This window comes from Saprospiraceae bacterium (assembly GCA_026129545.1).
In the GTDB taxonomy this organism is placed as follows: Bacteria; Bacteroidota; Bacteroidia; order Chitinophagales; family Saprospiraceae; genus M3007.
Map to the genome: position 1 here is coordinate 790,349 of JAHCHX010000002.1, position 25,423 is coordinate 815,771.

18 protein-coding genes are annotated in these 25,423 nt (G+C 52.4%); 6 read left to right on the forward strand and 12 right to left on the reverse strand.

Annotated elements, in window-relative coordinates; translation table 11 throughout:
* Window positions 1-113: 113 nt before the first annotated feature.
* Complete coding sequence (locus KIS77_17645) at window positions 114-890, reverse strand: shikimate dehydrogenase (GenBank protein MCW5924150.1); 777 nt, start codon at window positions 888-890, stop codon at window positions 114-116.
* Window positions 891-1,342: 452 nt separating this feature from the next.
* Between KIS77_17645 and KIS77_17650 the strand changes: the two genes are divergently transcribed.
* A complete protein-coding gene (locus KIS77_17650; protein MCW5924151.1) occupies window positions 1,343-2,026 on the forward strand; it encodes a TIGR00730 family Rossman fold protein in 684 nt (227 codons plus the stop codon).
* 845 nt (window positions 2,027-2,871) lie between these two features.
* Here KIS77_17650 and KIS77_17655 read toward each other — a convergent pair.
* Both KIS77_17655 and KIS77_17660 read right to left on the reverse strand, forming a co-directional pair.
* Window positions 2,872-3,840, reverse strand: a complete 969-nt coding sequence (locus KIS77_17655; protein MCW5924152.1) for a tetratricopeptide repeat protein — start codon at window positions 3,838-3,840, stop codon at window positions 2,872-2,874.
* A gap of 115 nt (window positions 3,841-3,955) precedes the next feature.
* Window positions 3,956-4,663, reverse strand: coding sequence for a sigma-70 family RNA polymerase sigma factor (locus KIS77_17660; GenBank protein MCW5924153.1), 708 nt, complete (start codon window positions 4,661-4,663; stop codon window positions 3,956-3,958).
* A gap of 210 nt (window positions 4,664-4,873) precedes the next feature.
* Between KIS77_17660 and KIS77_17665 the strand changes: the two genes are divergently transcribed.
* From KIS77_17665 to pckA, 3 genes are all read left to right on the forward strand, one after another.
* Complete coding sequence (locus tag KIS77_17665) at window positions 4,874-6,580, forward strand: hypothetical protein (GenBank protein MCW5924154.1); 1,707 nt, start codon at window positions 4,874-4,876, stop codon at window positions 6,578-6,580.
* Between the two features lie 397 nt (window positions 6,581-6,977).
* Window positions 6,978-9,566, forward strand: a complete 2,589-nt coding sequence (locus KIS77_17670) for a CHAT domain-containing protein (GenBank protein ID MCW5924155.1) — start codon at window positions 6,978-6,980, stop codon at window positions 9,564-9,566.
* 180 nt (window positions 9,567-9,746) lie between these two features.
* The gene (pckA, locus tag KIS77_17675) at window positions 9,747-11,372 is read left to right on the forward strand and encodes a phosphoenolpyruvate carboxykinase (ATP) (GenBank protein MCW5924156.1); all 1,626 of its coding nucleotides are present in this window, start codon (window positions 9,747-9,749) and stop codon (window positions 11,370-11,372) included.
* Between the two features lie 212 nt (window positions 11,373-11,584).
* Here the strand turns inward: pckA and KIS77_17680 are convergent, their stop codons facing one another.
* From KIS77_17680 to KIS77_17690, 3 genes are read right to left on the reverse strand one after another with little or no spacing between them, the layout of a single operon-like run.
* A complete protein-coding gene (locus KIS77_17680; protein ID MCW5924157.1) occupies window positions 11,585-12,892 on the reverse strand; it encodes a hypothetical protein in 1,308 nt (435 codons plus the stop codon).
* Window positions 12,889-13,665, reverse strand: a complete 777-nt coding sequence (gene rsmA / locus KIS77_17685; GenBank protein MCW5924158.1) for a 16S rRNA (adenine(1518)-N(6)/adenine(1519)-N(6))-dimethyltransferase RsmA — start codon at window positions 13,663-13,665, stop codon at window positions 12,889-12,891. The genes KIS77_17680 and rsmA overlap by 4 nt, the downstream gene beginning before the upstream one ends.
* Window positions 13,666-13,702: 37 nt before the next feature.
* Window positions 13,703-15,025, reverse strand: a complete 1,323-nt coding sequence (locus tag KIS77_17690) for an O-antigen ligase family protein (protein ID MCW5924159.1) — start codon at window positions 15,023-15,025, stop codon at window positions 13,703-13,705.
* 292 nt (window positions 15,026-15,317) lie between these two features.
* Between KIS77_17690 and KIS77_17695 the strand changes: the two genes are divergently transcribed.
* On the forward strand, window positions 15,318-16,076 hold the full coding sequence (locus KIS77_17695; protein ID MCW5924160.1) for a class I SAM-dependent methyltransferase: 759 nt from the start codon (window positions 15,318-15,320) through the stop codon (window positions 16,074-16,076).
* Between the two features lie 28 nt (window positions 16,077-16,104).
* Complete coding sequence (locus KIS77_17700; protein ID MCW5924161.1) at window positions 16,105-17,343, forward strand: site-2 protease family protein; 1,239 nt, start codon at window positions 16,105-16,107, stop codon at window positions 17,341-17,343.
* Between the two features lie 296 nt (window positions 17,344-17,639).
* On the opposite strand, the gene KIS77_17705 is transcribed toward KIS77_17700, so the two are convergent.
* The 6 genes from KIS77_17705 to KIS77_17730 all read right to left on the reverse strand — a co-directional run bounded on the left by KIS77_17705 (window position 17,640) and on the right by KIS77_17730 (window position 25,322).
* Window positions 17,640-20,705: a DUF2723 domain-containing protein gene (locus KIS77_17705; protein ID MCW5924162.1), complete on the reverse strand. Its 3,066-nt coding sequence runs from the start codon at window positions 20,703-20,705 to the stop codon at window positions 17,640-17,642.
* A 121-nt stretch (window positions 20,706-20,826) separates the two neighbouring features.
* Window positions 20,827-21,870, reverse strand: a complete 1,044-nt coding sequence (locus KIS77_17710) for a hypothetical protein (protein ID MCW5924163.1) — start codon at window positions 21,868-21,870, stop codon at window positions 20,827-20,829.
* 79 nt (window positions 21,871-21,949) lie between these two features.
* Entirely contained in the window at window positions 21,950-23,197 is a 1,248-nt protein-coding gene (locus KIS77_17715) for an insulinase family protein (GenBank protein ID MCW5924164.1), read from the reverse strand.
* A 91-nt stretch (window positions 23,198-23,288) separates the two neighbouring features.
* Window positions 23,289-23,480, reverse strand: coding sequence for a hypothetical protein (locus KIS77_17720; GenBank protein MCW5924165.1), 192 nt, complete (start codon window positions 23,478-23,480; stop codon window positions 23,289-23,291).
* 66 nt (window positions 23,481-23,546) lie between these two features.
* A complete protein-coding gene (locus KIS77_17725; protein ID MCW5924166.1) occupies window positions 23,547-24,617 on the reverse strand; it encodes a TerC family protein in 1,071 nt (356 codons plus the stop codon).
* A 189-nt stretch (window positions 24,618-24,806) separates the two neighbouring features.
* Window positions 24,807-25,322 carry a hypothetical protein gene (locus KIS77_17730; GenBank protein ID MCW5924167.1) on the reverse strand — a complete coding sequence of 172 codons (516 nt, stop codon included), beginning with the start codon at window positions 25,320-25,322 and terminating at the stop codon, window positions 24,807-24,809.
* Between the last annotated feature and the right edge of the window lie 101 nt (window positions 25,323-25,423).

The window sequence follows — 25,423 nt, forward strand, 5'->3', positions numbered from 1 at the left end:
GCAATTTCGGTATTCGAAAAATCAACTGTGGGCATAAAATGGTTGAATTGGCTGATGGCCCTGAATCGGTTAAGCTCGTTGGCAAGATGTAATCCACAACTGTTCCAACAATCTCAACGGCTCCAAATACTCCAAGCGGCCTCGGCCTGCAAGTGCAACATTTCCAGACCGTTTTGGACGGAACAGCCTTGCGCTTTGGCTCGCTGCAAAAGTAGCGTTTCGGCAGGATTGTATATCAGGTCGTACACGAAATGTTCGGGTGTCAGTCGCTCATACGGCAAATCGGGGCAAGCATCCACGTTGGGGGCCATTCCGAGCGGGGTGGCGTTGATGATGAGAGGGGGTAGAGAGCGGAAGGTGGAAGGCGGAAGGCAGAGGGTTTCGTAGGAGATTTGGTCGTCGCTGACGGGGCTGCGCGATGCGAATTTGTAGGCGATGCCGAGTTTTTTCAAGACGTGGGCGACGGCTTTTGCCGCTCCGCCTGTCCCCAGAATCAACGCTTGCGCCTCCTTGCCGCCCACCATCATTGCCCGCGCCACAAATCGAGCGCCGGGCCCGCTTAGCAGGGAAGCCTCAAAGCCAACTGCATCGGTATTGAAGCCCTTGCAACGCCGAGGCTCGATTTTGACACAGTTCACCGCGCCGACCGCTCGAGCGCTTTCGTCCAGTTCATCGAGCAAAGGAACGACGGTTTCTTTGTGCGGGATGGTCACGTTGAGGCCACGCAGGTCGGGATATTGATGCAACAGCTCGGGCAGGTCGGCGATATGCTCCAACGGGAACAGGTCGTAGGTGGCATCCGTGATGCCTTCGCGGGCGAATTTTTCCGTGAAGTATTTTTTTGAAAAAGAATGTCCGAGCGGGTAGCCAATAAGTCCAAAGCGGCGCATTGCGTTTTTTGGAGGCAAAAATCGTGTTTGTGGCGGGTTAATGCTTCCAAACGACTGACAGGTTTTGTCGGAAGAAAGTTTTTGACAGGATTGGGGTTTCATTTTCAATGGCTTGTAAATCATATCAATCCTGTCAAAAAAGGCGAACACCAAGACAGGGGCAGCGCCCCCGAAACACATTCCGGGGCGCTGCCCCTGCCCCGGTAGTTGCCAAAAAATAAACTGGTGGGTCAGTTGGGGGCATGGGTCAAGTTTTTTCGGGCAAATGGTTGATTTTTTCGGTTTTTTGAACAAAACTTTGCGCAAACAAATTTGAAAGAGCCTTTCCGACTCGTTCGGGAAGGCTTTTTTATCCTCACCTTTTAATACTGTGCATTATGGATAATCACGAAAAAGAAGCGAATGGCGCTGCCTTGAAAACGCCGGAAAACGGCCAACCCCCTGCCCGCGTCATGAAAGAATGGAAAAGCCTGCGCGGCGAAAACGCTTGGACGATGTTCAAAGTCATGGCCGAGTTTGTGGACGGCTTCGAAACGCTCAACAAAATCGGCCCCTGCATCTCGATATTTGGCTCGGCACGCACCAAACCCGGCACGCCTTATTACGAACTGGCGGTGAGAGTGGCCGCTCGCCTGACAGAGGAGGGCTATGGCATTATCACTGGCGGCGGCCCGGGCATCATGGAGGCTGGCAACAAAGGGGCGTGGATGAAAGGCGGCCCCTCCGTCGGGCTGAACATTGACCTGCCGTTCGAGCAAAACCACAACACTTTTATCGCACCGGACAAAAACCTCAAGCACCGCTACTTCTTTGTGCGCAAGGTGATGTTTGTCAAATACGCGCAGGGGTTCGTGGTGATGCCCGGCGGGTTTGGCACCTTGGACGAGCTCTTCGAGGTGCTGACGCTTGTGCAAACAAAAAAAATATCGCCGGTGCCGATTGTGCTCGTCGGCAAGGAATTTTGGGAAGGGCTGAGAAACTGGATGGTGGAGGTGATGCTCGAACGCCACCACAACATCAACGCCGAAGACCTCGACCTCTTCCTCATCACCGACGACCCAGAGGAGGTGACACAATACATCAATCGTTTTTACGAAAAAAACATCGAGGAACTTTCGCCGAACTTTGAGCTGTAAAAATTTGTTTCAAAGCCTTGATTTTCAACAAAAAAGGCCGCATTGGGAACATTCCCTCGCGGCCTTTTTTATTTTTTTCGTAAAAAAAACGAAATGGGTTGTTCACGAAGTCGCGGCTTGAGACATAAATGCTTAGTAACCTCACGAAAAAGGAATGAAACGTTAGCGGCTAATAGACCCGCGATTGGTAGTTCACCCTGTGTAACTCCACAAAGACGGCTAAGGCCCTGACCAAATGCGAAACACTCCTTCTTATCATTTGGGAACACACCTCGAACGTTGATGCTCGCCGGGAAGTCGGAATTGCCTCAGTTTGGCTTCCTCGGCGAGTACGACGCGCGACCTTTGAAAACATCCCATGCCATTTGTGACTCAAGCCTTTCCGATACCCCTCGGGAAGGCTTTTTTTGTTGGCGCGAATAGCAATTGTCGCAACGGGAACCCGGAATGGTTTTCCGAGAGGGCGTGCGCAATGGCATTCCGCGATAGTTTTTTGCTGCGTGTGGTTTTTACGTCTTATGGCATACACAAAAGAACAATCCTCCGCCAGCCTGTGCCAGCGGAGGATTGTTTTTTCTACGACGGTCAACTATCGAATGCGGGGTTCAATCGAATCCTCCACTCGGCTTTATACCCGGATTAAAGAGGATTTGAACCTGCCCGTTGGCAGGACGGGGACTTCCTTGATTGATTTGTATGATTTTCAAAGGATTGCGAGCGCCGTTCGTTCAAAGCCACCTTGTCAGACCCTGTACTCAGGGGCTTGCCCGGCAAGTGAGGAGGCGGACGGGGCTGATTTGCGTTAACTATAATCGTCAGCAACCGAATCGTTCGGCCATTGTAGGCTATTTATCGGGCAACTGCTCTATCATCGCGCTCGCCTTTTTGCCGAAACGCTTGTTTGCGCCCCCCATGTCAAGATACTTCTGAAAAGCGGCGCGTGCCTTTGAGTAGTTGCCGGTGCCGGCATGAGCCATGCCGAGGTAGTAAAAGGCGTTTGTCTGATAGTTTTCATTGGTGTTATCATCTCTTGATACCTTGTCGAATGGTTCAATGGCCTCTTTGTATTGTTTGTTGCCGAGCAGCGCTATGCCATAGTAGAATTGGAATTCAGAGTTGTCGGGGGAGACTGCCACTAGTTTTTTGAAGGCCGCTACGGCTTCCTTGTGTTTGTCCTCTCCTTTGAGTATGTCATTGTAAATGGCAAAGGCAATGAGCGCCAATTGCTTGCTGTCCGATGCGCTGCCAGCGGTGTTGTACTCCGATTCATTGCCGAAGTATTCAAAATTGGCCACCATTTTTTGCCGAAGCAGGGAGTCTTGTCGAGCATTTTCGAGTTGTTGCCTGCGTTGTTGTTGCATCATCCGCTCTGCCTGCTGCCGTTCTTTTTCGGCCTGCTCTTGCGCTTGGTTTGCGTCAGGGGCAGTCGTTGTGTTAGGGGCAGGCTGGATGGACGGCTCTTCGGCTTTTCCCATCCTTTCTTGCTGATTTTGCAAAACCTGTTCTTTGTTTGGCTCTGCGACGGGGGGGATGGACAGGTAGGCGAAGATGATGAGGGCAATGGATGCGGCGATGGCAGTGATTTGCAGAATCAGTCTTTTGAATCGAAATCGGCGCTCCAGTTCTTTGAGTTTTTGGTCGAAGGGGTCTTTTTCGGTTTGTGTGCGTATGCTCCGCGCCAGTGATTGTTGCCAAGCGAACTCGGCGGCAAATTCGGTATCGGTGGCGAGCAGTATTTTTATTTCTTGTTTTTCTGCTTCGTTGAGCGTATTGGCGAAATACGCCTCCAACAAGTGTTCGTATCTATTTTCCATGATACAGCGTTTTGTTCCAACCGAACGCGGGTTAAGTCGGTCGGAGTTGAAGCGAATGTGGGTTTGCGGTGTTTTTTAGTACGTTAGTAAGCATTGTAAGGTTGGATTAAAAGGGCTACTTTTTTATGTTTTTCATACATTCCTCTCGAAGGCGCCGGGCTTCTTCGGCGTTTGGGAGGTTCATTTTTTGGGCTATTTTTTCGTCGCTCAGGCGATGTTTTTTTGACAGCACGACAAGGGTGCGGCATGGTTGTTTCATTTGATTGACTTGGTGCCAGAATCGCAGTTCTTTCATGGCGCGGTAGCGAAGTTGGCGCACCACATCTTCGCTGGCATACCCCATAAGTTCGGCGATTTCCTTGCTGCTCAAGCCGAGTTTGAACGTCAGATAGAGAATCGTTCGGCCCGGTTCGTCGAGTTCGTCTATCTCTTCCCACAATTCGGCGAGCATTGTTTTGTCCTCAGGGCTGAGTTCGGTGCCTTCGTTGCGGGGAAGTTGCTCGTCGCCGGGTAAATCGGTGCGGTTGCGCCGACGTATCCAGGCAGGGATGTAAAACTTCCCGATGGCGATTAAGTAAGTCGAGGGTGCCACGGTTAGCTCAGTCATGGTGCCAAGTGCGATTTTGCGCAGCATGATGTGAATGACATCGTGGTACAAGTCCACGAGTTCGTGCTCGTCGAGGCGTTTGCCCGTGTTGGTTTTCACCCATCCGGCGGCCCAGCCAATGAACTTTTTCCGGCAAGAGGCATACTCCTGCTCCAACATCTGCTCGACCCGGCGACGGAAGCCCTCATCGCCAGTGCTATCTCGAGATACATCCATGCTTGTTGATTGTCAACCGGTTTTGATTACCGAGGCGGTTGCAATGGGGGCAAAAGTAGGATGTTGTTTGTCGGTTAATGTGGCCTCGAAAAAAAATGTTAACAGGTAATGACAAAAAATCGGCGGGAACAACGTTTTTTTCGCACCTGATTTCAAATTGTTCACATTTTTGCCGCTCGGCACATTTATTCACCAAAAAAAATTTTTGAAATGAAAGCTATTCGCAGATTTTTTGCCACCATCCTTTTTTTCTTCCTATTATTGTTTGGCTTGGCTGCGCAGCCTTGCGTGAGTGTCAATTTCGACATCACGAGCTGCGCATCTTCCACGGGCGTTCCGTTGGTGCCCAGCAACTATCTACTCTACGATGTCATTGGCACAGCAGGCACCTTGAACATCAACCCCGGCGCTCGATACAAGGCCTTTTGGATGTTGGGCGACGGCAATATGCGCTACTTTCCCGATAGCGATTCTTTGGGCGATGTGAGTACTTACAATCTGGGGTATCGGTATCGCTCCGAATCTGGCTCCATCGGCCCGGGCGTGATATTGGTGGAGAAGAAAAGCAATACCGACCCGCCACCAGATTTGTTCAGGTCATTTGATTTGCCATCGCCAACCTTGCCGCCGACCAGTGCGGACAGCTTTCATCGAAGAATTTTCAACGCTGTCAGCATGGACATTTTCAATCACGAGCGCAATCGCCCACACTACCCAACGGTTTTTGCCGTGTCGGGGCGAAGCGAGGATTACAGGATTGATACTGTTTATTTCTTCTACAATAGCGTGAAAAACCCGTCTGGCAGCTATGGGGCAAGAAGCATCCACGATTCGCTGCATTTTGTCCATTTGCCCAACTACTATCCCTCAGGGCTGAGCTTTGTGGAGTATCCTATCAGCAGTCTTCCAACTCACATTGACAGTGGCTTAAGGTCGTTCCTTGCTCGGCGTTTCAATAACTTCATCGTCGTTCCCGTGCCTGTGAGTGCTTTTGCAGGAGGCAAGGATAAATATGACTTCACTGGCAAAAGGGCCGCATTTAGGTCGGTGGCACAAAATACGTTTGACGAGTTTCGCATATTTCCCGCGTTGAGAACCATGTGGGACCCTACATGGGTGACAACTGGCGACACTACTCTTCCGATTGGGCACTACTTGTCGTTGGCTATAGGAGGGAGCAACATGGCACAAGATGGCAGTATGCCATCATCCGTGGCCGCACAACTGGCCAGCGATGTGCAATCCTATTTCGGCACAAACAATCTATCGTTTGGAGGCGGCAAGTTCATCAGGGGGATTTCTTCCACCGATGTATCCATGGTGGCTGCCATTGACCCTAACGGATTGACCATTGAGCAGATATGCCCGCTTGGCAACAATCGCTACAAAGTGCGCATCAAAATGGAAGTTTGCAATGAAGGATATATGCACACGGATTCGTTCAGGGTTGACATTATTGACCATACGGGATTCATAAGCAAACCTGTGTTTGACAACACGGACAAGCTGGTTTCCCTTCCCCCTGCCTCTATAAGTGCTGTCGGGGATGTTTGGTCGTATCGGTGGGATGAGTTTTTGGATGGCGTGCCTCTTCCTGAAAATAGTGGTCTGAAGGAGCAAGTTGAAACCTGTGTCAACAAGTATTTCACCGTGGAAACCAATTGGGCCGGCGTGCAAAAATTGGCTGAAGGCAAAGGGTTGGAGCTATGCGTGACCTTTAAGGAGACGGGGGTTCAAGACTGTCGGAAAAACTACGCGCTAACTGGCAGAACGGTGAATCCTCTCACTGGCTACAACTGTGGCGAGGCAATTGCCAAAGACAACTGCTGCTGCGCCATATACATCATCTTGGCACTTTCCATCATCATCCTGTTGCTCCTGATATGGGTGTTGTGGCTCCTATACAGAAGAAGATAATGGGGCCAAACTTTCGACGACGACGGGGTGTGGTCAAGGGGCTTGTGGGCTGTTTTCATTCCTGAAACATCAATTAAAACATCCCACTAAGCATAAAATACGCCCATTTGAGTTTGTTAATCGGATAGAAGTTATCTGGCGTTTTTTAGCCCTTCTCAGCAAAAGCCCCCTTCGTGTTATGCTTTTCCGAGTCATTTTTTTCTTGCTTGCCTTGGTTCTGCCCAATCAAATGATTGGGCAGAACCAAGATTCATTGCGGATAGCGCAACTCTTTAAAATCTACACGGAATTAAGAAACAGCGAAAATTACGACCGTGCTCTCGATACTTTAAGAGTGATAGAAAAAGAATCCATGCAAACAGGTTTGTTGGCTTTTTGGATTCAATCACAAACACAGATGGCCAGAATAATCTGCCTGAAAGACAAGGAGCCATACAAAGCGCTGGAAGTATTGGATTCCTGCTCGGCGCAAGTGAGGGCATGGCGCCAACCAAAGAGTTTTTATGATTATCGGAGCCTATGCGGGCTTTTTTTGGAAGAGTTTTTCATTTGCAAAGAATACATCGAGGACTTTGTGAGGGGGAAAACAGCTCTGATGAATGCCTACGACATATTCATATCCAACCTCAACGGACGCGAGGATGCTATCGCCAGCTTTTTGTTCTTCCAGCATGGGAACAACTTTGTCCGCTTGGAAGACTTTGACAGCGCAAAAAGACTTTTTGAAGAAGGCTTGGAATATAGCCACACACACAATGCTCCGAAAGTCGCCAAATACAGTGATGTCGCGGGGTTTTACATGGGTATTGACAGCCTTGACAAAGCAGAACAATTGTTGCGCGAGGGCTTGGGACGTCAAGGAATGTCGGAAGAAGACCTGGTGTTTGTGAAATTGACCTTAGCAGAATGCTTGGAGAAAAAAGGAAAGCACGATGAAGCATCTGAGATGAATAAAGAGGCAGAATCGCAAATTGCGGTTTCTTCTGACAGAGATGTGAAAAGAAAGACACCACAATTCCAATATAGTATTTGCGAAAATTACGCGCTCATCGCCAATGGCAAAGACAATTGTGAGGGTGCAATAAATTGGTACGATAAGGCTATCGCCGTTGCTCATGGGTATGGTGCAACGCCGAAACGCCAGCTGGCTTTTTTTTACAAAGAGAAAGGCAACGTCCTGCTCAATTGCGGGCGATATGAAGAAGCGATAGCCTCTTTTCAATCCGCCTTTGAAATCATTCAGTCGGTGGCAAGCAAATCGTCCGATGATGGCCCCAAACTCAAAGCGGAGAATATCCTTTACAAAGTTCAGTTGGGCAAAGCCCAAGCCTTTATGGCGCTCGGCAAGCCAGAAGAAGCACTTCAGTGCTATGAGCTTGTTCCATTGGTGGAAACAAAACTTTTGGAAAGCCATCTGTACGAGTCATCCTCCCTGCGCGCGCTCGAAAACAGTCGCCCCCGCACGAACGTGGCGATGGATTTGGCTTGGGGGCTTTATGAGCACACCCATGCGCCCAACTATGCCCAGCGGGCTTTTCTTTTGAGCGAACTGACCCGAAACAACCTACTCTTGAAAACGATGCGGGTGGCAAGAACGTCGTATCAATTGCCTGACAGCATTCGCCAACTTGAATACGAGCTGCGCATCAAAACCGAATGGCACAAGCGCCAAATAGACGAACTAACAGCCCAAAAAGAAATAAGCAAGGAAGAAGAAGCGAAACTCCAACGATTGAACGACGCATGGGGCCAACTCAAAAACCAACAAGAGGTCTTCCGCAGCCGCCTCGCCAAAGAGATACCCGGCTATGAAAATCTCTTAAAAGAGGTGAAACCACTCGAAGCCGCCCAAGCCGCCGCCCTCCTCCGACCCGACCAAGCCCTGCTCAATTATTTCCTCACGGACAGCACGGCCTATATCTTTTTGGTGGATGCCAAAGGCTCGCTCCAATGGGAAAAATCCGCGCTGCCGCTTGGCTTTCGCGACTCCATCATGCAAGGCTTCATTGCTCGCTTGGCCAACTATTTCAAATACAAGAACAATCGCAGAGTGGCGGACGAGCACAATCGTTGGCTCAAAAACACCGCCGCAGATTTGTATCAATTGCTGGTCGCACCCATGGAGCCGCACATTGGCCCGCACGTCAAGTCGCTGGTGGTGGCACCCGACGATGTGTTGGCATTTTTGCCTTTTGAGATATTGCTCCTCAAAAAATCAACAGCGGATTGGGCCAACTTGCCCTATCTGATAAAAGATTACAGCATCAGCTACGCTTATTCGGCCACAGTGCTCGAGCGCCAGCAGCACAACACACACGAACATAGCCAAATAAAGCGAACCCCTTGCGTAGGTTTTGCGCCGACGTACAAGGTGGGCACACGCGACCCCCAGACCGATAGCCTGCTCAACACCATCTCGGGCATGGAAGAACTCGTGAAAACCGCGAAGGCGCGGTTTGGTGGCGAGGCCTTCGTCGGGGACGAGGCCAACGAAACACAGTTTTTCAAAATTGCGCCCCTATGCCGCATCCTGCTTTTTGCCATGCACGGGTTTGCCAACGAGGAATACCCCGAATTGTCGCGCCTCATATTCGGCAACCCACAAAAAGACAGCTCGGACTATAACGTGCTATACACCAACAAACTACAACGCGCTTACCTGCCCATTGACCTCGCGGTGCTCAACGCCTGCTACTCCGGCTACGGAAAACTGCACAAGGGCGAAGGCGTGTATAGCATCACCCGCGCCCTCACCTCGGCAGGCGTGCCAGCCACCCTCATGAGCATCTGGGAACTGCACGGGGCCTCCTCGCCTGCGTTGGTGGATGCCTTTTTCCACCACATCAAAGACGGACTGGCAAAGGACCTCGCGTTGCAGCAGGCCAAGCTCGCTTTTTTGGCCAACCCGACAAACGAATCAAGGCAGCACCCAGCCTTTTGGGCCAGCCTGCTCGCCACAGGCGATATGTCGCCGCTCCAATTTTGACACGACGGTTTTGAAAAAATCTAAAATTCCGCTTGCCGCATCCGAATCAAAGCGGCCTGCCTTACTTTTGCCTGCCGTTTGCGACCACCACCTCTTTCCCTCTTCCCCTACACCAACGGCGCAAACCATGGCGGCTGCGTTGTCGGCCTTATTGCCTAACCAGTTTAAAACTAACATTTTATGCAAGAACTTGGACTTAAAAACCCATTAGCCAACTTGGAAGAACTCGGCCTCAAAAACATCAAGGCCGCCTATTGGAATCTCTCCCCCGAAGAACTCGTCGAACACTCAATATGCAAGGGAATGGGCCAACTGGCCGATAGCGGTGCCCTTGTCATCTATACCGGCGAATTCACCGGTCGCTCGCCCGACGACCGCTTCATCGTGAAAGACAGCATCACCGCCAACAAGGTAAACTGGGGCAAAGTCAACCTACCCTTCGACAGCCGCAAGTTCGACGCGCTCTGGCGCCGCTGCTGCAACTATCTCAAGAAGAAAGAAATATATGTCCGCGACGTGCGTGCCAACGCAAGCGCCAATCCCGACTACCACCTGCCCATCCGCGTAATCACGGAATACCCCTGGAGCAACCAATTCGCCAACAATATGTTCCTGCGCCCCGAACGCTCGGAACTCACCACTTTCGACCCCCGCTGGACGGTGCTCTGCGTACCCGGCTTCAAGGCTCACCCCGAACGCGACGGCACCCGCAAACACAATTTCGCCATCGTGAACGTGAAAAAACGCCGCCTGCTCATCGGTGGCACAGGCTACACCGGCGAAATCAAAAAAGGCATTTTCTCGGTCATCAACTTTGTGCTGCCCACCCGTGCCAAAAACGCCCTGCCCATGCACTGCTCCGCCAACGTTGGCCTTGATGGCGACATAGCACTCTTCTTCGGCCTCTCCGGCACCGGCAAGACAACCCTCAGCGCCGACCCCAATCGCCCACTCATCGGCGACGACGAACACGCCTGGGCCGATGGCGAGGTATTCAACTTCGAGGGCGGCTGCTATGCCAAAACAATTGACCTCACCGAAGAAAAAGAACCCGATATCTACCGCGCCATCCGCCATGGGGCAATCCTTGAAAATGTCAAATTCTTCGAGGGAACACGCAAAGTGGACTACGCCGACCGAACCATCACGGAGAACACGCGCGTCTCCTACCCCATCCACCACATAGAGAATGCCGTCAGCCCGAGCCGTGCCGAAGGCGACCCCAAAAACATCTTCTTCCTCACTTGCGACGCTTATGGCATCCTCCCCCCCATCTCCCGCCTCACGCCGGAACAGGCCATGTACTACTTCATCAGTGGCTATACGGCTCGCGTGGCAGGCACAGAGGTGGGCGTGAAAGAACCCAAGTCAACCTTCTCCGCCTGTTTTGGCGCCCCGTTCCTGCCCCTCCACCCCGCCAAGTACGCCGACCTTTTGGGTAAAAAATTGCGCAAGAGCAAAGCCAAGGTCTGGCTCATCAACACCGGCTGGAGCGGCGGCGCTTATGGCGAGGGCAACCGCATCAAACTCGCCTACACCCGCGCCATGATAACGGCCGCGCTGAACGGATACCTCGACGGCGTGCACTACGAAAAGCACGAGATATTCGGCATGATGATGCCCACCTCCTGCCCGAATGTGCCATCCGAAATCCTCAACCCGCGCAACACATGGGCAAGCAAAAGCGAATACGACAAGAAAGCCAACCAATTGGCGGAAGAATTCGTGAAAAACTTTGAGAAATACGCCGACCAAGCCAAGGCGGAAATTCTCAATGCAGCGCCAAAAGTGCTGGAAAAAGCCTGATAGCGATTGAATGTGTAGCTCATGCCCCTGCCCGACTGTCAAAGAAAACCTGACAGTCGGGCAGGGGCATGAGCCTATATATACCTTGACTCGCTTGGCTCAGTCAGATAACCACGATTGATATCCATGATTTTGACCAGATTGCGCTTTTAGCCATGCCCAAAACTTGACGGCGCGAAGTATAGATTGGAGACCCCGTTTTCGAGTTCAAGTCATTTTTTGAATCCCTCCAAGCCCAGCCTTACGAATCGACCTTCGGCTACCGCGCACAGCGGGCGCAACGCGGCGCCGTTCCATTCGCCAAACAACCCCACAGCTTGCCCGCCGCTCAACGCGAGCAACCGCCAGCCCTCGTTGCCCTTCACTTGGAGGCGAAGCAACTTCCCTCGATTGTCAACGATAAAAAAAGCATCGCCCTGCTTCAAAGCGACAACGGCGCTGAAGGCCGCCGGAAAAATCTGTAGCCACGGCTGCGCGGCCAATGCAGCGGCATAGACCCGCATGAAAGCGTCGAAATCCTCGAATCCAGCCAGCGTTTCCATCTTTTTTTCCAATCGGACGAAATCGCCAACAGCCAACACACGCAGCGGATAGGCAGAAGGGTAGAACGCAAGTGTGCCCTGCTCAAAGCTGCCCGGCTGAAGGCCAGCGGGAAAACCACCGCCGCCAAACGCAAACTCAAGCAACAAGGCGTGGCGCTTCGTCGTGCTTCCCAGCAGCCAAGTGCGACGCTCCATCAGTTGTTCCTCCAACGGTTCCTCCACTTGGCCAAGCACCACCCACACGTCGTGCACTCGCTCGCCATTGGCCAGCACCTCTTCCTTTTTGTGGTGGATGCCGATGAAATTTTGCAGGTCGTGGAGCAATGCCTCAGGCATCGTTGCCCGATTGCGGAAAGCACGCACGGCAAGGTAGCAGCTCGCCAAGGTTGCAGACATCTGTTCAGCCCAATCAGGCGCTGACGCGGGCACCTGAGCAAGCAGGCGCAGGGTTCGGCTGAGGCCGGTCATGGAAGCATCGGCCATGCGTGCGGCGATGCCTTCATACCACTGCGGATGCTCTGACACCACCGTTGCCAGACTGCGTCGGGCCGTGTCGAGCAGCCAAGCCTCCAAGTCGTCCATGCCGTTGGCGGCACGTTCGAGGCGTTCCAATCGGCGTTGCTGCTGGTGTGCCGAGACTTCGGCGGCGGCGTTTTTGAGCGGGGTGGCAGTCGCGCCCTCCAGCAAGGTGCCTGCCCATTCGGGCAATTGGACGGTGGGCACGAAGGCTTGTTCACCCTCCCGTTCAAAAAGCAGATAGAGCGCCTGCGCGTGGATGCAGGGTTTGGGCTGAAAAAGGCAGGAGCAGCGAAACAGTTTTTTTCCCAGATGCACCGCCACGTCGTGGCGCGCGTTTTCGCCGACGCACATCTCGGCAAAAACGATTTTTTCAAAAATGAATTTTTTTTGGAAAAAAACAGGCTGGGCAAGCAGGCCTGCCCGAGGAGAAAGCGGTTCGATGTGTGTTGTTTTATTCAAGAATCGCTGTTGGAAATCTCGTTTGCCAATCGCACATATTCCTCCCAACCCAGTTGTTCCGGGCGTTTTTCAAAAAAAGGATCATTCATCAGTTTTTCCTGCTGAAAAAAGGGTTTTAGCGTGTTGCGAAGCATTTTGCGGCGCTGATTGAACACCGTTTTCACGATGTTTTTGAACAAATGCTCGTCGCAGCCCAATTCAAACTGCTCTTTTCTGGTGAGGCGTATCACCGCCGACAGCACCTTCGGAGGCGGGTTGAAAGAGCCTCGCTCCACCGTGAAGAGATACTCCGTGCGGTAGAACGCCTGCATCAGCACACTCGTGATGCCGTACACCTTTGAGCCGGGTTTCGATACCACACGGTCGGCCACTTCTTTCTGGAACATTCCGACCATTTCGGGGATTTGGTGGCGGCAATCCAGCATTTTGAAAAGTATTTGGGAGGAAATGTTGTAGGGGAAATTCCCGATGAGGCAAAATTCATCGTCCCCAAAGAGCGCCTTCAGGTCAACGTCGAGAAAATCCGCCGCGACAAGGTGCTCCGCCAGTGCCGGGTAGTTTTTTTGCAAAAAATCCACCATGTCGCGGTCGGCCTCCACCGCAAAAGTCACATACTCCGAATGGGCCAGTAGGTGTTTGGTCAGCATGCCCATGCCAGGGCCGACCTCCAACACACGCCCCGTGCGGGTGGCCTGCTGGAGGCTATTGGCGATGCGTGCTGCGATGGCATCGTGTTTAAGAAAGTGCTGACCGTAGGATTTTTTTGCTTGCATACCTTGCGTTAGCTGAATGGTTGTGTGCGTCTGAGTTTCAAGCACTTTCGTTGACCTCCGCCATTTTCATGAACCAGAGGGTGAAAAAAAGATAAAAGGCCACGCCAATTGCTGTTTCGATGGTATATTCCACCATGAATGAGCTGAAGACGAGGATTTGGAAGGTTGAAAACAAAAAAAAGCGTCGGTACAGAGGGGTTGCCAAGGGAGCAAAAAAAGCGACGAGACTCAGCGCCAAGCCAAATACCCCTGTCCCGGCCAAGATATAGAGAAATTGGTTGTGCGGCAATTTGGGTTCTTTGCTGTATTGAGGATATTGTTCCTTCGTCACGCGCTGCACTTCCGTCGGCAAATCGCCCGTGCCAACTCCGAACACCGGGTTTGCTCGCCACAACTGCCAGCCAGTATGGAGCGAAACGATGCGCTCGGCATCCGAGTAGGCGCCACCCGTGTTTTGTCGGTATTGCTGCCAATCCCATATCATGTAGTGGACGCGCATCCGAAAGCTGGGCAGGGTCTTCATGGCCACTATCGGCGCGGCCACCACGATGCCCAACGCCAATGCGCCCACAACCCAGCGCCGGGTGTGCCACACATACCAGCCCAGCCCAAAAAGAAGCATCGCATAAAGCCCCAGAATGCCGCTCCTGACAGACAGCACATGGATGAAGAGGAACAAAAACACCGTTGTGGCTGCCAATGCCAAGCGTTCGCGGGGGCTGCGCCAGTAAAATCCCTCTGCCCAAAGCCACGCCCCCGACACAATGCCTATCGCCAAAATCAGGCTGAACCGAATGTGACTGCGAGGCACGGGAATAGGGTCGCCGCGCCCGATGCCAGCCACGATTTCGTGAAAATGGAGGGCAAAATGGAGGGCGATGCCGAGACAGATAAGGAGCAACATCCAAACGAACGCGTACAACACGAGGCGCATTTGGCGCCCGCTCAACGGGGGCAGGTTGGCAAACACCCACGGCAGCACAAGGAAAGGCAAGCGCGTCTGCACCCTCCTCAGCCAATAGGCCAAGTCGGCTGACCAAAAGCAACTCAGCGTTGGCGCCGCCAAGAGCAGCAAAAGGAGGGCAAGTGGCGGTCGTTGGAAAAGTCGTCGGAACGACCACACCAGTATCTGCCGCCACGCCGCCACAGTCCGCGCATTGCGCACGATGCCTTGCTCCCGGCAACTGACGGCACTTTGCCACAGCCCCACCGCCACCAATCCCCACATGCTGATGGAGAGCAAAAATGGAGAAAGCATCATGCTCGCTATCAGCAGACAAGCGAAAAAAATGGTGAGCGCCTGTCGGGCTTCGGGGCCGTTAGGCGCTTGTTTGATTTTGTTTAGAAAATTGAATTTCAACGAATTGTTGCAAGTTGAGAAGGCAAAGATATACCCAGATTAAAGAGGATTTTAAGATTCCCTTGATTGATTTGCATGATTTTCAAAGGATTGCGAGCACCGTTCGTTCAAAATCACCTTGTCAGACCCTGTACGCAGGGGCTTGCCCGGCCAAGTGAAGCGGACGGGGCTGATTTGCGTTGACTATAGGCACAACCTGACGAATCGCCGAACTTCCCTACTTTTGCCTTGTTCTACAAACCCAAGTGCCGCTCAACAACCGGCCTTGCGTCGTTCTACAAGCAAAGAAAACATGAAACATCTTTCACCATTCTTCCAAGTTCTCACACTGGCGCTGGCACTCGTGGCTTGCCGCCACGACGCACCAAACACTTCCGACGCACCTGTGCTGACCCGCGAAAAACCCACGGCCACGCGCGCGTCCGAACCTTTGCCTTTGCCCAAAACAGGCGCTGGCAACTTTGAAAGCCTCGTGGCCGATTACGAAAGCAAAGAACGGGGCATATGGCAAAAGCCGGAATTGGTGATTGCGATGCTCGGCGACCTGAGCGACAAAACAGTGGCTGACATTGGCGCCGGCACCGGGTATTTCACATTCCGATTGGTGCCTAAAGCCAAGAAGGTGATTGCTATTGACATTGACCAACGGTTCATCCGTTTTCTCGACAGCGTGAACGTGCGCCTGCCGCTCCAATACCGCGAGCGTTTCGAGAGCCGGCTGGCCAAGGCCGACGACCCGCTGCTGATGCCCGAAGAGGCCGATGCGGTAGTGTTGGTGAACACCTATGGCTATATTCAGCAGCGCGTTCAGTACCTGAAGACCCTATCGAAGGGTATGTCGCCCGGTGCCAGATTGCTCATCATTGATTTTAAAAAGAACAACTTGCCCATCGGTCCGCCGGAGGAATACAAGGTGGCGCTTTCGCAGGTGGAAAAGGAGCTCATCACGGCGGGTTTTGTCGTCGAAAAAATTGACAAGGACGCGCTCGACTATCAGTACATCGTGTTGGCGACGAAGCCTTCAAAAACAAAAACCCAAAGCGAACAATAAATTTCTGCTCACTACTGCTTATTGATTTATGCGCGGCTCTCTGAAGATATTTACTTGGTTGGGCATTCCGGTGTACTTGCATTGGTCGTTTGCACTCATTTTCCTCTACGCATTTTGGATTGGCTACGACAACAATATGGGTTCGTTCGGGATGTTGTGGGTGCTGGCTATCATCCTGCCTCTTTTCGGTTTCGTCTTGTTGCACGAATACGGACACTCGCTCACCGCACGCCGCTACGGGGTGGAGACACGAGACATCATCCTGACCCCCATAGGGGGCATTGCCCGTTTGGAACGGATGCCCGAAAAACCCATTCAGGAGTTTTTTGTCGCCATTGCGGGGCCAGCGGTCAATGTGGTGATTGCGCTGATACTTTTTGGGGTGGGGCTACTGCTGTTCGATGGCATTTATTGGGAGGCCTTCCTCGCATCCATCAATGACTATTTCAGTGCCATCGGGCTGTTTTTTCAGCGCCTCTGGCATTTGATAATCGGACACATTTCGTTTAGCGATTTCAAAATGCTGCTCTCCATGGAGACGCCTTCGCAATTGGAGGAGCTTGTGGCCGAGACGGGCATTGAGCCGGGCTTATTGCTTACCGCGCTCCCGGCTTTTCTTTCCATCAATCTTGGATTGGCGCTCTTCAATATGTTGCCTGCTTTCCCGATGGATGGGGGCCGTGTGTTGCGTGCTTTGTTGGCGGCTCGGCTGGGGCGTGTCCGCGCCACCCAATGGGCCTCGTGGATAGGTCAGGCAGTGGCGGTCGCGTTCATCCTGTTGAGTTTTCTGGTGGGTACTTTCACGCTTGGGCTGATTGGTTTTTTTGTGTTTATGAGCGCCCGCTCGGAGAACGTGATGGTGCGGTTCGATGCGCTGCTCAAACGCTACACCGCCCGCGATTTGATGCGTCCCAATTTTACCCGATTGACCGTGACCGACTGGATGCAAACGCCCATTGATTTGGTGCGGCAGGGATTGGAGCGCCATTTTCTCGTCTTTGATTTGAACGACCAGTTGGTAGGCGCGTTGCGAGAAGAAGCCATCGTGGCCGCCATGAAACGACGCGACTTTTCCTCAGAGGTGGCCAACTATCTTCAAAGGGTAGAGTTGGTGCACATCAACGAGCCGTTGCAGACCATCTACTATCATCTTCGGCAACAGGGGCTTCCTATCTTGGGCGTGGTGGACGGCGGCGAATTGGTGGGGGTGATTGACGAAGTGGGCTTGCAGCATTTCCTGCGCCTGCAGTCGAGCGGAGGTTTTTGAGGCGCGTCACGCTATACTTCGCGCCGTTAGGTTTTGGGCATGGCTGCAATCGCAATCTGTTCATAATCAAGAACGTCAATCATGTTCATCTAACAAAACCTAGCGAATCAAGGTATATTTTGCGTATTTGAGGCTGCATCACGATTTGTCCGCATGAGCGTAGATATGCGAGACAGGCTCACAAGTCAAAAAAAGAAAGGGGGGCACCAATTCGGCTGTGGTTGATTCGAATATCATCCACAGCCGAATTGGTGCCCCCCGTTTTTTTGCAAAAAACGCCCTCACGCGAGGCGGCACTACTGCGGAATCCCTTCCGTGCCTGGCAAGAGTGGGCGATTGGGCATGTATGGGACAAAAATCCGCTCCAATTCCTTTTTCAAATCGTCGTCCTTCAAATCATCGGCCATGCGCATCAGGGTTTGCGCGGTGCCCAACGCGAAGTCGTTTTCCTGTTTGTAGCCCTTCTGGAAGTTGGGCGAGAGCGAGTTGTAGTGTCGCAGGTTCTGCTCCATCGTTTTGGCGATGTCCCGAATTTTTGCCTTGGCCTTTTTGTTGTCGCCCGCGCGGAAATACACGTCGGCCAAAAACGCGGAGAATTGGTCGTAGGGGAAATTGTATTCGGGGAAAACCTCAAAATACCTGTCCACCAAGGCAATGGCTTTGTCTTTTTTGCCTTCCAGCACCAACTGGCGGGCCACCCGAATGAACACGACCCGCATGGTCTGAAGGCTGGGCATATAGGAACGGTCCACGAACAACCGCTTCTGGTCAAAATTGCCCCAGCGCCATTTCTCCATGATGTTTTTGTAAGCGGTCTCCGTGTCCACCCCGCCGCTGCCGATGATGCCGTAGGCATCGGTGGCGCTGGGCGTGTATTTGGGCACGAGGCGCAGCGACAAGCCTTCCAGTTGCATGAAGTCCTGAAGGTTGAGCAACTTGTCTTCGCGGCAGGTCACCGCCCAATAAATGGGGCGCTTGGAAAAGTTAGAGTTGATGATGTCGAGAATCGCCAGCTCGTCTTTGATAAGGTATTCCTTTTCTCCCAAGTTGAACCTTATCGTGTCGAGTATGGTGGTGTCGTTGGGCGAGATGAGGTTGTTGGCAATCATCTCTGCCTTGTTGACGGGAAGGACGAATTGTCGGGTCGGCAGGTGCGTATCGAAATCGCGTCCTCCTTGGGTAGGCAATTTGTGGTCTTCGCCGAGATACTTCAACACGTCCGACAACAGCATCTCTCGTTCGCCACCGAGGGCATAGAAAGGCGTTTGCACCCTCTTGTAGCCCCGAATTTGCTCCTGCGGAATGCTCATCTCGATGGCAGGTGCGTCGTTCACCGCTCGGCGCAGCTGATTGATGTACCAGTCAACCGCGATGAGCGAAAGGTTCACCACGCGCACATCGGTTCGGATTCCTTCCACTTCTTGGCAGTACCAAAGCGGGTAGGTATCGTTGTCGCCATAAGTGAAGATGATGGCGTTTTTGTCGCACGAATTGAGGAAGTTGCTCGCGTAGTCACGACTGGCAAAGTGTTCGTGGCGGCTGTGGTCGTCCCAGTTTTGCGTCACCATGAGCAAAGGGGCACTCAAAGCCAACAGTGTGGCCCCCACGCTTCCGAGGGCTTCCGAGAGCCGCAGGCGGGTGGTGAGCAGTTCAAACAGCGCGAGCACGCTCAAGCCAATCCAAATCGCATAGGTAAAAAAGGAGCCAGCCAGCACATAATCGCGTTCGCGGGGTTCGTTGGGCGGCTGGTTGGAATAGACGATGATGCCAATGCCCGTGATGATGAACAGCGCCATGATGGCCGCAAAATCGCGCGGGCTGCGCTTGTAGTGGAAGAAAAGCCCTAAAAGGCCGAGCAGGAACGGAATAAAGTAATACTTGTTCCTTGCTTGGTTGTGTTTCTGGGCATCGGGCAATTCCTTCTGATTGCCCAAGCGCATTTCATCAATGAAATCAATGCCCGATAGCCAGTTGCCCGAGCTGGGGTCCCACGAGAAAAAGCCTTGTTCGCCATTTTGGCGGCCAACAAAATTCCACATGAAATACCGTCCATACATCCAGCCCAGCTGGTATTTCCAGAAAAACTCAATGTTGTCGGCAAAAGTCGGTTCGCCCGTGGGTTTGTCAATCCATCGGCGATAGAGCGCGGGCCGGTTTTGTGAATAATCGCCCATGCGCGGGAAAAGGGTCTGACTGGCTGGGGGAAATTCGTAGTCCACCTTTTCATCCACCACCTCGTAGCGGTTGCCGACGCGCCCGTAGCGTTCTTGGGACTTGATGCCGATGGGCCGCGCATCGAAGTTCGGGCCGCGCAAGAGGGGGCGTTCGCCATATTGCTCCCTGTTGAGGTAGGGCAGCAGTCGCATGGGGTCGGAAGGGTCGTTCATGTTGATGGGAGGGTTGGCGTTGGCGCGTATGATGACCATGCCGTATGAAAAATACGCAATGACCACCAAGCCAAGCCCCACCACCAAGCGTTGCAGCAGGCCGTTGCCTCTTTTCTCTGCCTGCCTGAGACCAAACCAGATGGCTCCGCCAAATATCAGCAACACGGGTATGATGCCCGAATAGAACGGCAGGCCAAAGCTGTTCACCAAAAGTTTGTCGAAAAATGCCCAAAATGCCGGAATACCTGCGATGATGAGTTTTTGAATGGCCACTATGAACACCACACCCACGCCTGCTGACACAAGCGTGCCCCACACCGTGGGTTTCTTTTCTTTTTTGAAATAATAAAACATGGCCAGTGCCGGGAACGTGAGCAAGCTCAGCAAGTGCACGCCGATGGAAAGCGCCGTCGAGTAAAACGCGAACACCAGCCATTTGTCCGACTCTGCCGTGTCGGGCAAGTTGTACCATTTCAAGGTGGCCCACAACGTCATGGCCGTGAAAAATGTGGACATGGCATACACCTCGCCTTCCACTGCCGAAAACCAAATAGAAGTGGTGAACGCGGTGGTGAGGCCCGCCACCAAGCCCGCGCCCGCCACCGCGATGGCATGGCTGCCCTCAGGCTCGTGGCCCCGACCTTCCAAGGCCAATCGCGCGAGGATGGTCGTGCTCCAACAGACAAACATCGCCGTTGCAGCCGTGCAAAGCGCCGACATCAGGTTCACGGCGAAAGCAATATCGGCTGGATTGTTGGATAGGATTTCCGCAACCCATGTAAACAAGCGTCCCACAATCAGAAATACGGGTGCGCCGGGGGGGTGCACCACTTGAAGTTTGTATGCGCCAGAGATAAATTCGCCACAGTCCCACAGGCTACCTGTGCGTTCGGCTGCCATGCCCAATACGATGGCTGCGATGCCAAATACCAGCCAGCCTGCGATGTTGTTGAGTGTCTTGAAGGATAGGTTCATGTTTTCGTGTGTTTTATTGCCTTCGTTCGCCTTCCACAAGGCTTCGGCGACAAAAAGAAGCGCAAAACTAAAAAAGTCCGCCCATCCCCAAGTTATTTCGTCATTACTACACGCAAGTCATTTATTTTTTACCCAACTGAAAAGACAAGCCAAGCGAAATCGCCCGCACCCGTGTGTCGTTTAGCCCGAATGCATGTCTCACATACATGGTGGGTTGCCATTTTTCCAGAAAAGAAATACGATACGACACACCCGCCAAAACACCTCGCTCCCTGTCAATGTCCTGCCGAGGGTCGGCAAACGTTGCGTTGGAAGAGGGGCTGGCCCTGTCACCGCGATAGCTTCTTTGCTGCGCAAGGTCGAAGTAGAAACCAGTTGACAACGCCAAACGCTGTTTTTTATCGAGGAACACTTCGGGCACAAGCGCAAAAGAGGTGTTGAAATAATCATACACCCCGTGACGTGCGTAGCCGCCCTGCTCGGTGACAAAACGAGCTTGCACACCGACTTGACGTCGGGCCACCCATAATTCAAAAAAAAGACGCAGCGGTGTTTCTCGAAAAAGCAATCCGGCTGAAAAAGCGACTTCCTGCCCCGGCAATCTTTGATGGGAGCTTTCGGTGAAGGCCACATTTTGCAATGCGAGAAATTCATGGGGCGAACGATTGCCCGCAAACGTGCTCAGATTGGCACCTGCCGAAACCCTGAGCAGTATCTTCATGGGTAGCCGCTTGCGGCGAAAATCCACCTCCAATCCGTCGGCGCTAAAAGTAGCGTAGCTGCTGCCATGAAAAATCCAAGCTAGCTGCTGCGGCGTACCTTCTGGATTTTCATTTTGCCAGAAAATCTCATCGCCGCTAAGACGAGCAAGGCGAAAGACTTGTACCGGACTATTGCCGATAGAATCGGTGCGAAGTGTCATGGACATCGCGCCTTCAAAGCTTGCAACAGTGGCCCGGCTTTGTTCAATCGTATCGCCGCACAGTATGGTAAAAGTTTGGTTCTCAAACGTGTCTTCGCCCAAATAGGCCCAAATCGAGTAGCAAGCGGCCGTGCGCCCCGATTGATACCAGATACCTTCAAGGTTCTTCAATTCGGGAGCCAACTGTGCCGGGAGGGTGAGTGAGGGAAGGAGGCAAAGAGCCAAAAACGACAATGATTTCATGCGAGAAAGCGGTTTGGTTCAACTTTCTCAATATCACGAGCTACAGGGCGCTTTCGTTGGGTGCTGGTTGAAAAAGGGCCTAAACAGTCAAAGCAGGCAGATAAGTCAAAATGGCCGAGTTGCGTTCTTGAAAAAGGTCATTGGCAACGCGGTGCAAATCAGCGGGTGTCACGGCAAGGTAAATGTCAACTTCTTCATTCATCAGCTCTGCTCGGTCAAGGATTTCGTAAAAAGCGAGGTTTTGGGCTTTGTTGAGCACACTCGTTTCCGAAAACACAACCGTGCTTTCAAAACGGTGTTGGATTTTTTCCAACTCGCGCTGCTCGATGGGGTGTGTCTTCAGCAGTGTCAACTCTTGCCATATCGCGGCCAACGCCTCATCAGGTGTCACACCCATCGATGGGCGACCCTCGATGACCATCAAGCCGGGGTCAATGTTGCCCGTGATGTATGCGTCTATTTGAGAAAACAACTGGCGCTCTTTCAGAAGGCGGCGATATAGCCTCGACGATTGCCCCTGTGCCAATACATCCGACAGCAAATCAACCGCATAAAAATCCGGGTGAAGTCGAGCAGGGGTGCGAAAGGCAAGGAAAACGGCTGGCACGGGCACGTTGGAGGAACGTACTTCTCGACGGCGTGGGATGTCTTGCGGAGGTTCGGGCACCAACTGGCGGTGGGGGGCAGGGCCGGGCGGAATCGCCGCAAACCATTTTTCGGCCAGTTGGAAAGCCTCGCCCGCCCGCACGTTGCCAGCGATGGACAGCACGGCGTTGTTCGGCGTGTACCATTGTTTGAAAAATGAGCGGACATCGTCGAGCTCCGCTTTTTCCACATGCTCCGGCACGAGGCCAATGACTGGCCACCGATACGGATGTTCGCGATACATGAGCTCGGAGAGGTGGTGCCACGCATCGCCATAAGGTTCGTTGAGGCAGGTTTCTTTAAACTCCTCGACCACGACCTTGCGTTGCACATCCAAAGCTTTTTTGGAGATATTGAGCGCCAGCATACGGTCACTTTCGAGCCATAGGGCAGTCTCCAGGTTTTCGGCGGGCATTATTTCGTAGAAAGTCGTATAATCGTTGGTCGTGTAGGCATTGTTTTCGCCCCCCGCACGCTGGAGCGGGTCGTCGAAATCAGGCACATTTTTGCTACCAGCAAACATGAGGTGCTCAAATAGGTGGGCAAAGCCGGTCTTGTCGGCTTGCTCGTCGCGTGACCCCACATAGTAAGTGACGTTGACGGCTACAAGTGGCGTGGAAGTGTCCTCGTGAACAAGGACGCGGAGACCGTTGGGGAGTATCTGGCGAGTGAAATGTACCATCTGGCTATTTGCCTTTCTTCTCTAGTGCTGTTAGCTCATTTTGAATTTTGATGACGTAATCAACCGTCAATTCCGCCAATTTGGCAATTTCTTACAGGGTAAGCAGGTTCTTTTTGAGAAGTTTGGTAACCATGATTCGGGTTTTGGCTTCGATACCCTTCTCGACACCTTGTTGGTTGAGAATATCGGTGATGATGTCGTTGGCTTCTATTGGTTGAATGGTTTGAGGCTGCAAGTTACGCAGGGTTGCGAGGATTTCCAATTGAGTGATGTACCTGTGCAACGTTCTATTTGAGCGAGCGTGACGCACCACCCGCTAGGAAAGCCAGTGGGCAAATCGGTCAATTTTTCAGAAGAAAGACCGCAAGATTTGCGAAGGATGGCCGGGATGATACGCTCGAGGTTCTAGCGAAGGATTTTGTCGCAATCTTGGTTTTTGCTCATAATACAGAGGGGATAAGGCGTATCTGTCTTGCAAAGTCAAGTTGTCGCGAAAAGTCGGACGAAGCAGGGGGCCATTTTTCCAATGAACATTGGCTCGTTGGCGCTCATCCGGCGGGCCGTCTTCCCCCAAATCTTTGGTGGCTGCTGGCCCAAGCTGGTCAATGGGGCTTGGGGCCACACCCATGCCGTTGCTTGCGGTGTCGCTTTTCGACTTGGTGCTGGATGGCCAGCCAAACAACCGTGAAGTGATGATGGGCACGAAAAAAAACCCAGCCGTCACTATGGAGATGAAGAGGTCGAACATCTCGCCTTCGAGCAGCCTGACCATCCAATGGCCGGCAAAGAAGTGGCCCGGAAGTGACAAAAACAATTTAAGACCCAGTATGCCAATGACGATAAAGGCACTCACCTCAAGGAACGGATAGCGTTCCAAAAGTTTCACGAACCATTGAGCCACAAAACGCATGGCGAGAATCCCGATGAACACGCCTATGCATATTAGCCAGATATTGTTGGTGAAAGCGACTGCCGCGAATACGTTATCGAGCGAAAACGCCAAGTCCATGATTTCCACCGCAATCACAGTCGCCCAAAACTGGCCGAAAAGACCTGTGGAAATTTTGTAAAACCATTTTTCCTCTTTCACCAGCACGTCGTCATCATGCTGCGGAGTGGCTTTCGTGCGGAAATAATTGTAGGCGAGAAATATCAAATAAAGCCCCCCCAATGGCTTGAGCCACCATATTTGTATGAGCCATGCCGCGAAAATGAGGCACAAGCCACGAAAAACATATGCACCGATGATGCCGTAGCGCAATGCCTTGGCGCGTTGGTGCTGGGGCAGGTCCATGACCATCGTGGCCAACACGGCGGCGTTGTCAACAGACAGGAGGCTTTCAATGATGATGAGGTTCAGTATGATAATCAGCGCGTTATCCCAATCAGCGCCGAGTATTTGCGACAGTAGTTCAGTCATGTCAGGTCAATTCCGTTTGAAGGATTAGCATAACAGTTTTCAGAGCGTGTTGGGACGGGGAAGGTCGCATTTAGCCTCTTGAAAGTTGCAAAAATGACAATTTAAAGACATTTTCACAAACCAAGCAGGCGGTTGGCGCTCCCCTGAAGGCGAAGGCCTGACACCTGCAAATTTCTTACCAATTCTAACTTATTTTCGCTCTTGCGCTTGTTGCAACAGCGTCTCGGAATCTTTGAACAGCTGTTCCAGCTCCCGTTGGAGAGCTTCCTTGCGTCGCTGTTGGTCGGCTTCCTTGTCCGCCTTGGCTTTTTCGGCCTTAGGGTCGGCGCGTATGCCCTTTTTCGGAGCGGGTGCGGCGGAGAGTTCCCTTTCTCCCTGCTCGATGCTGTCCAGCTCGGCCTTGAGCGAGGCCTTTCGCTGCTCCAACTCGTCAAGGCGTTTCAGGAGGTTGGCATCGAGATGTTGGGCCTGTTTGCGCACGGCTTGATAGGCACCGCCCAATTTTTCCAAAGCCGTGTCGTACTTGCCCGCGTCATACTTCTGCTTCTCCGACTTGACCAAATGACTCACGGACACGACTACGTCTTTCAGTTGCCCAAAAATCTTGCGCGACTGTTCTTTTTCTTCATTGGTGCCAAAGAAAAAGTTGTAGATAAGGATGCCCGCCACGAGCATCATGCCGATTTTGAGAATGAAACGAATCATGGCTTGTCTGTTTTGTTCGATAATTTTGGCAAACCTACACGAAAAAGTCCATTCGCAGAGAGGCAAAATGTGCGCGTATTTCATCTGTGAATCCCGCTCCC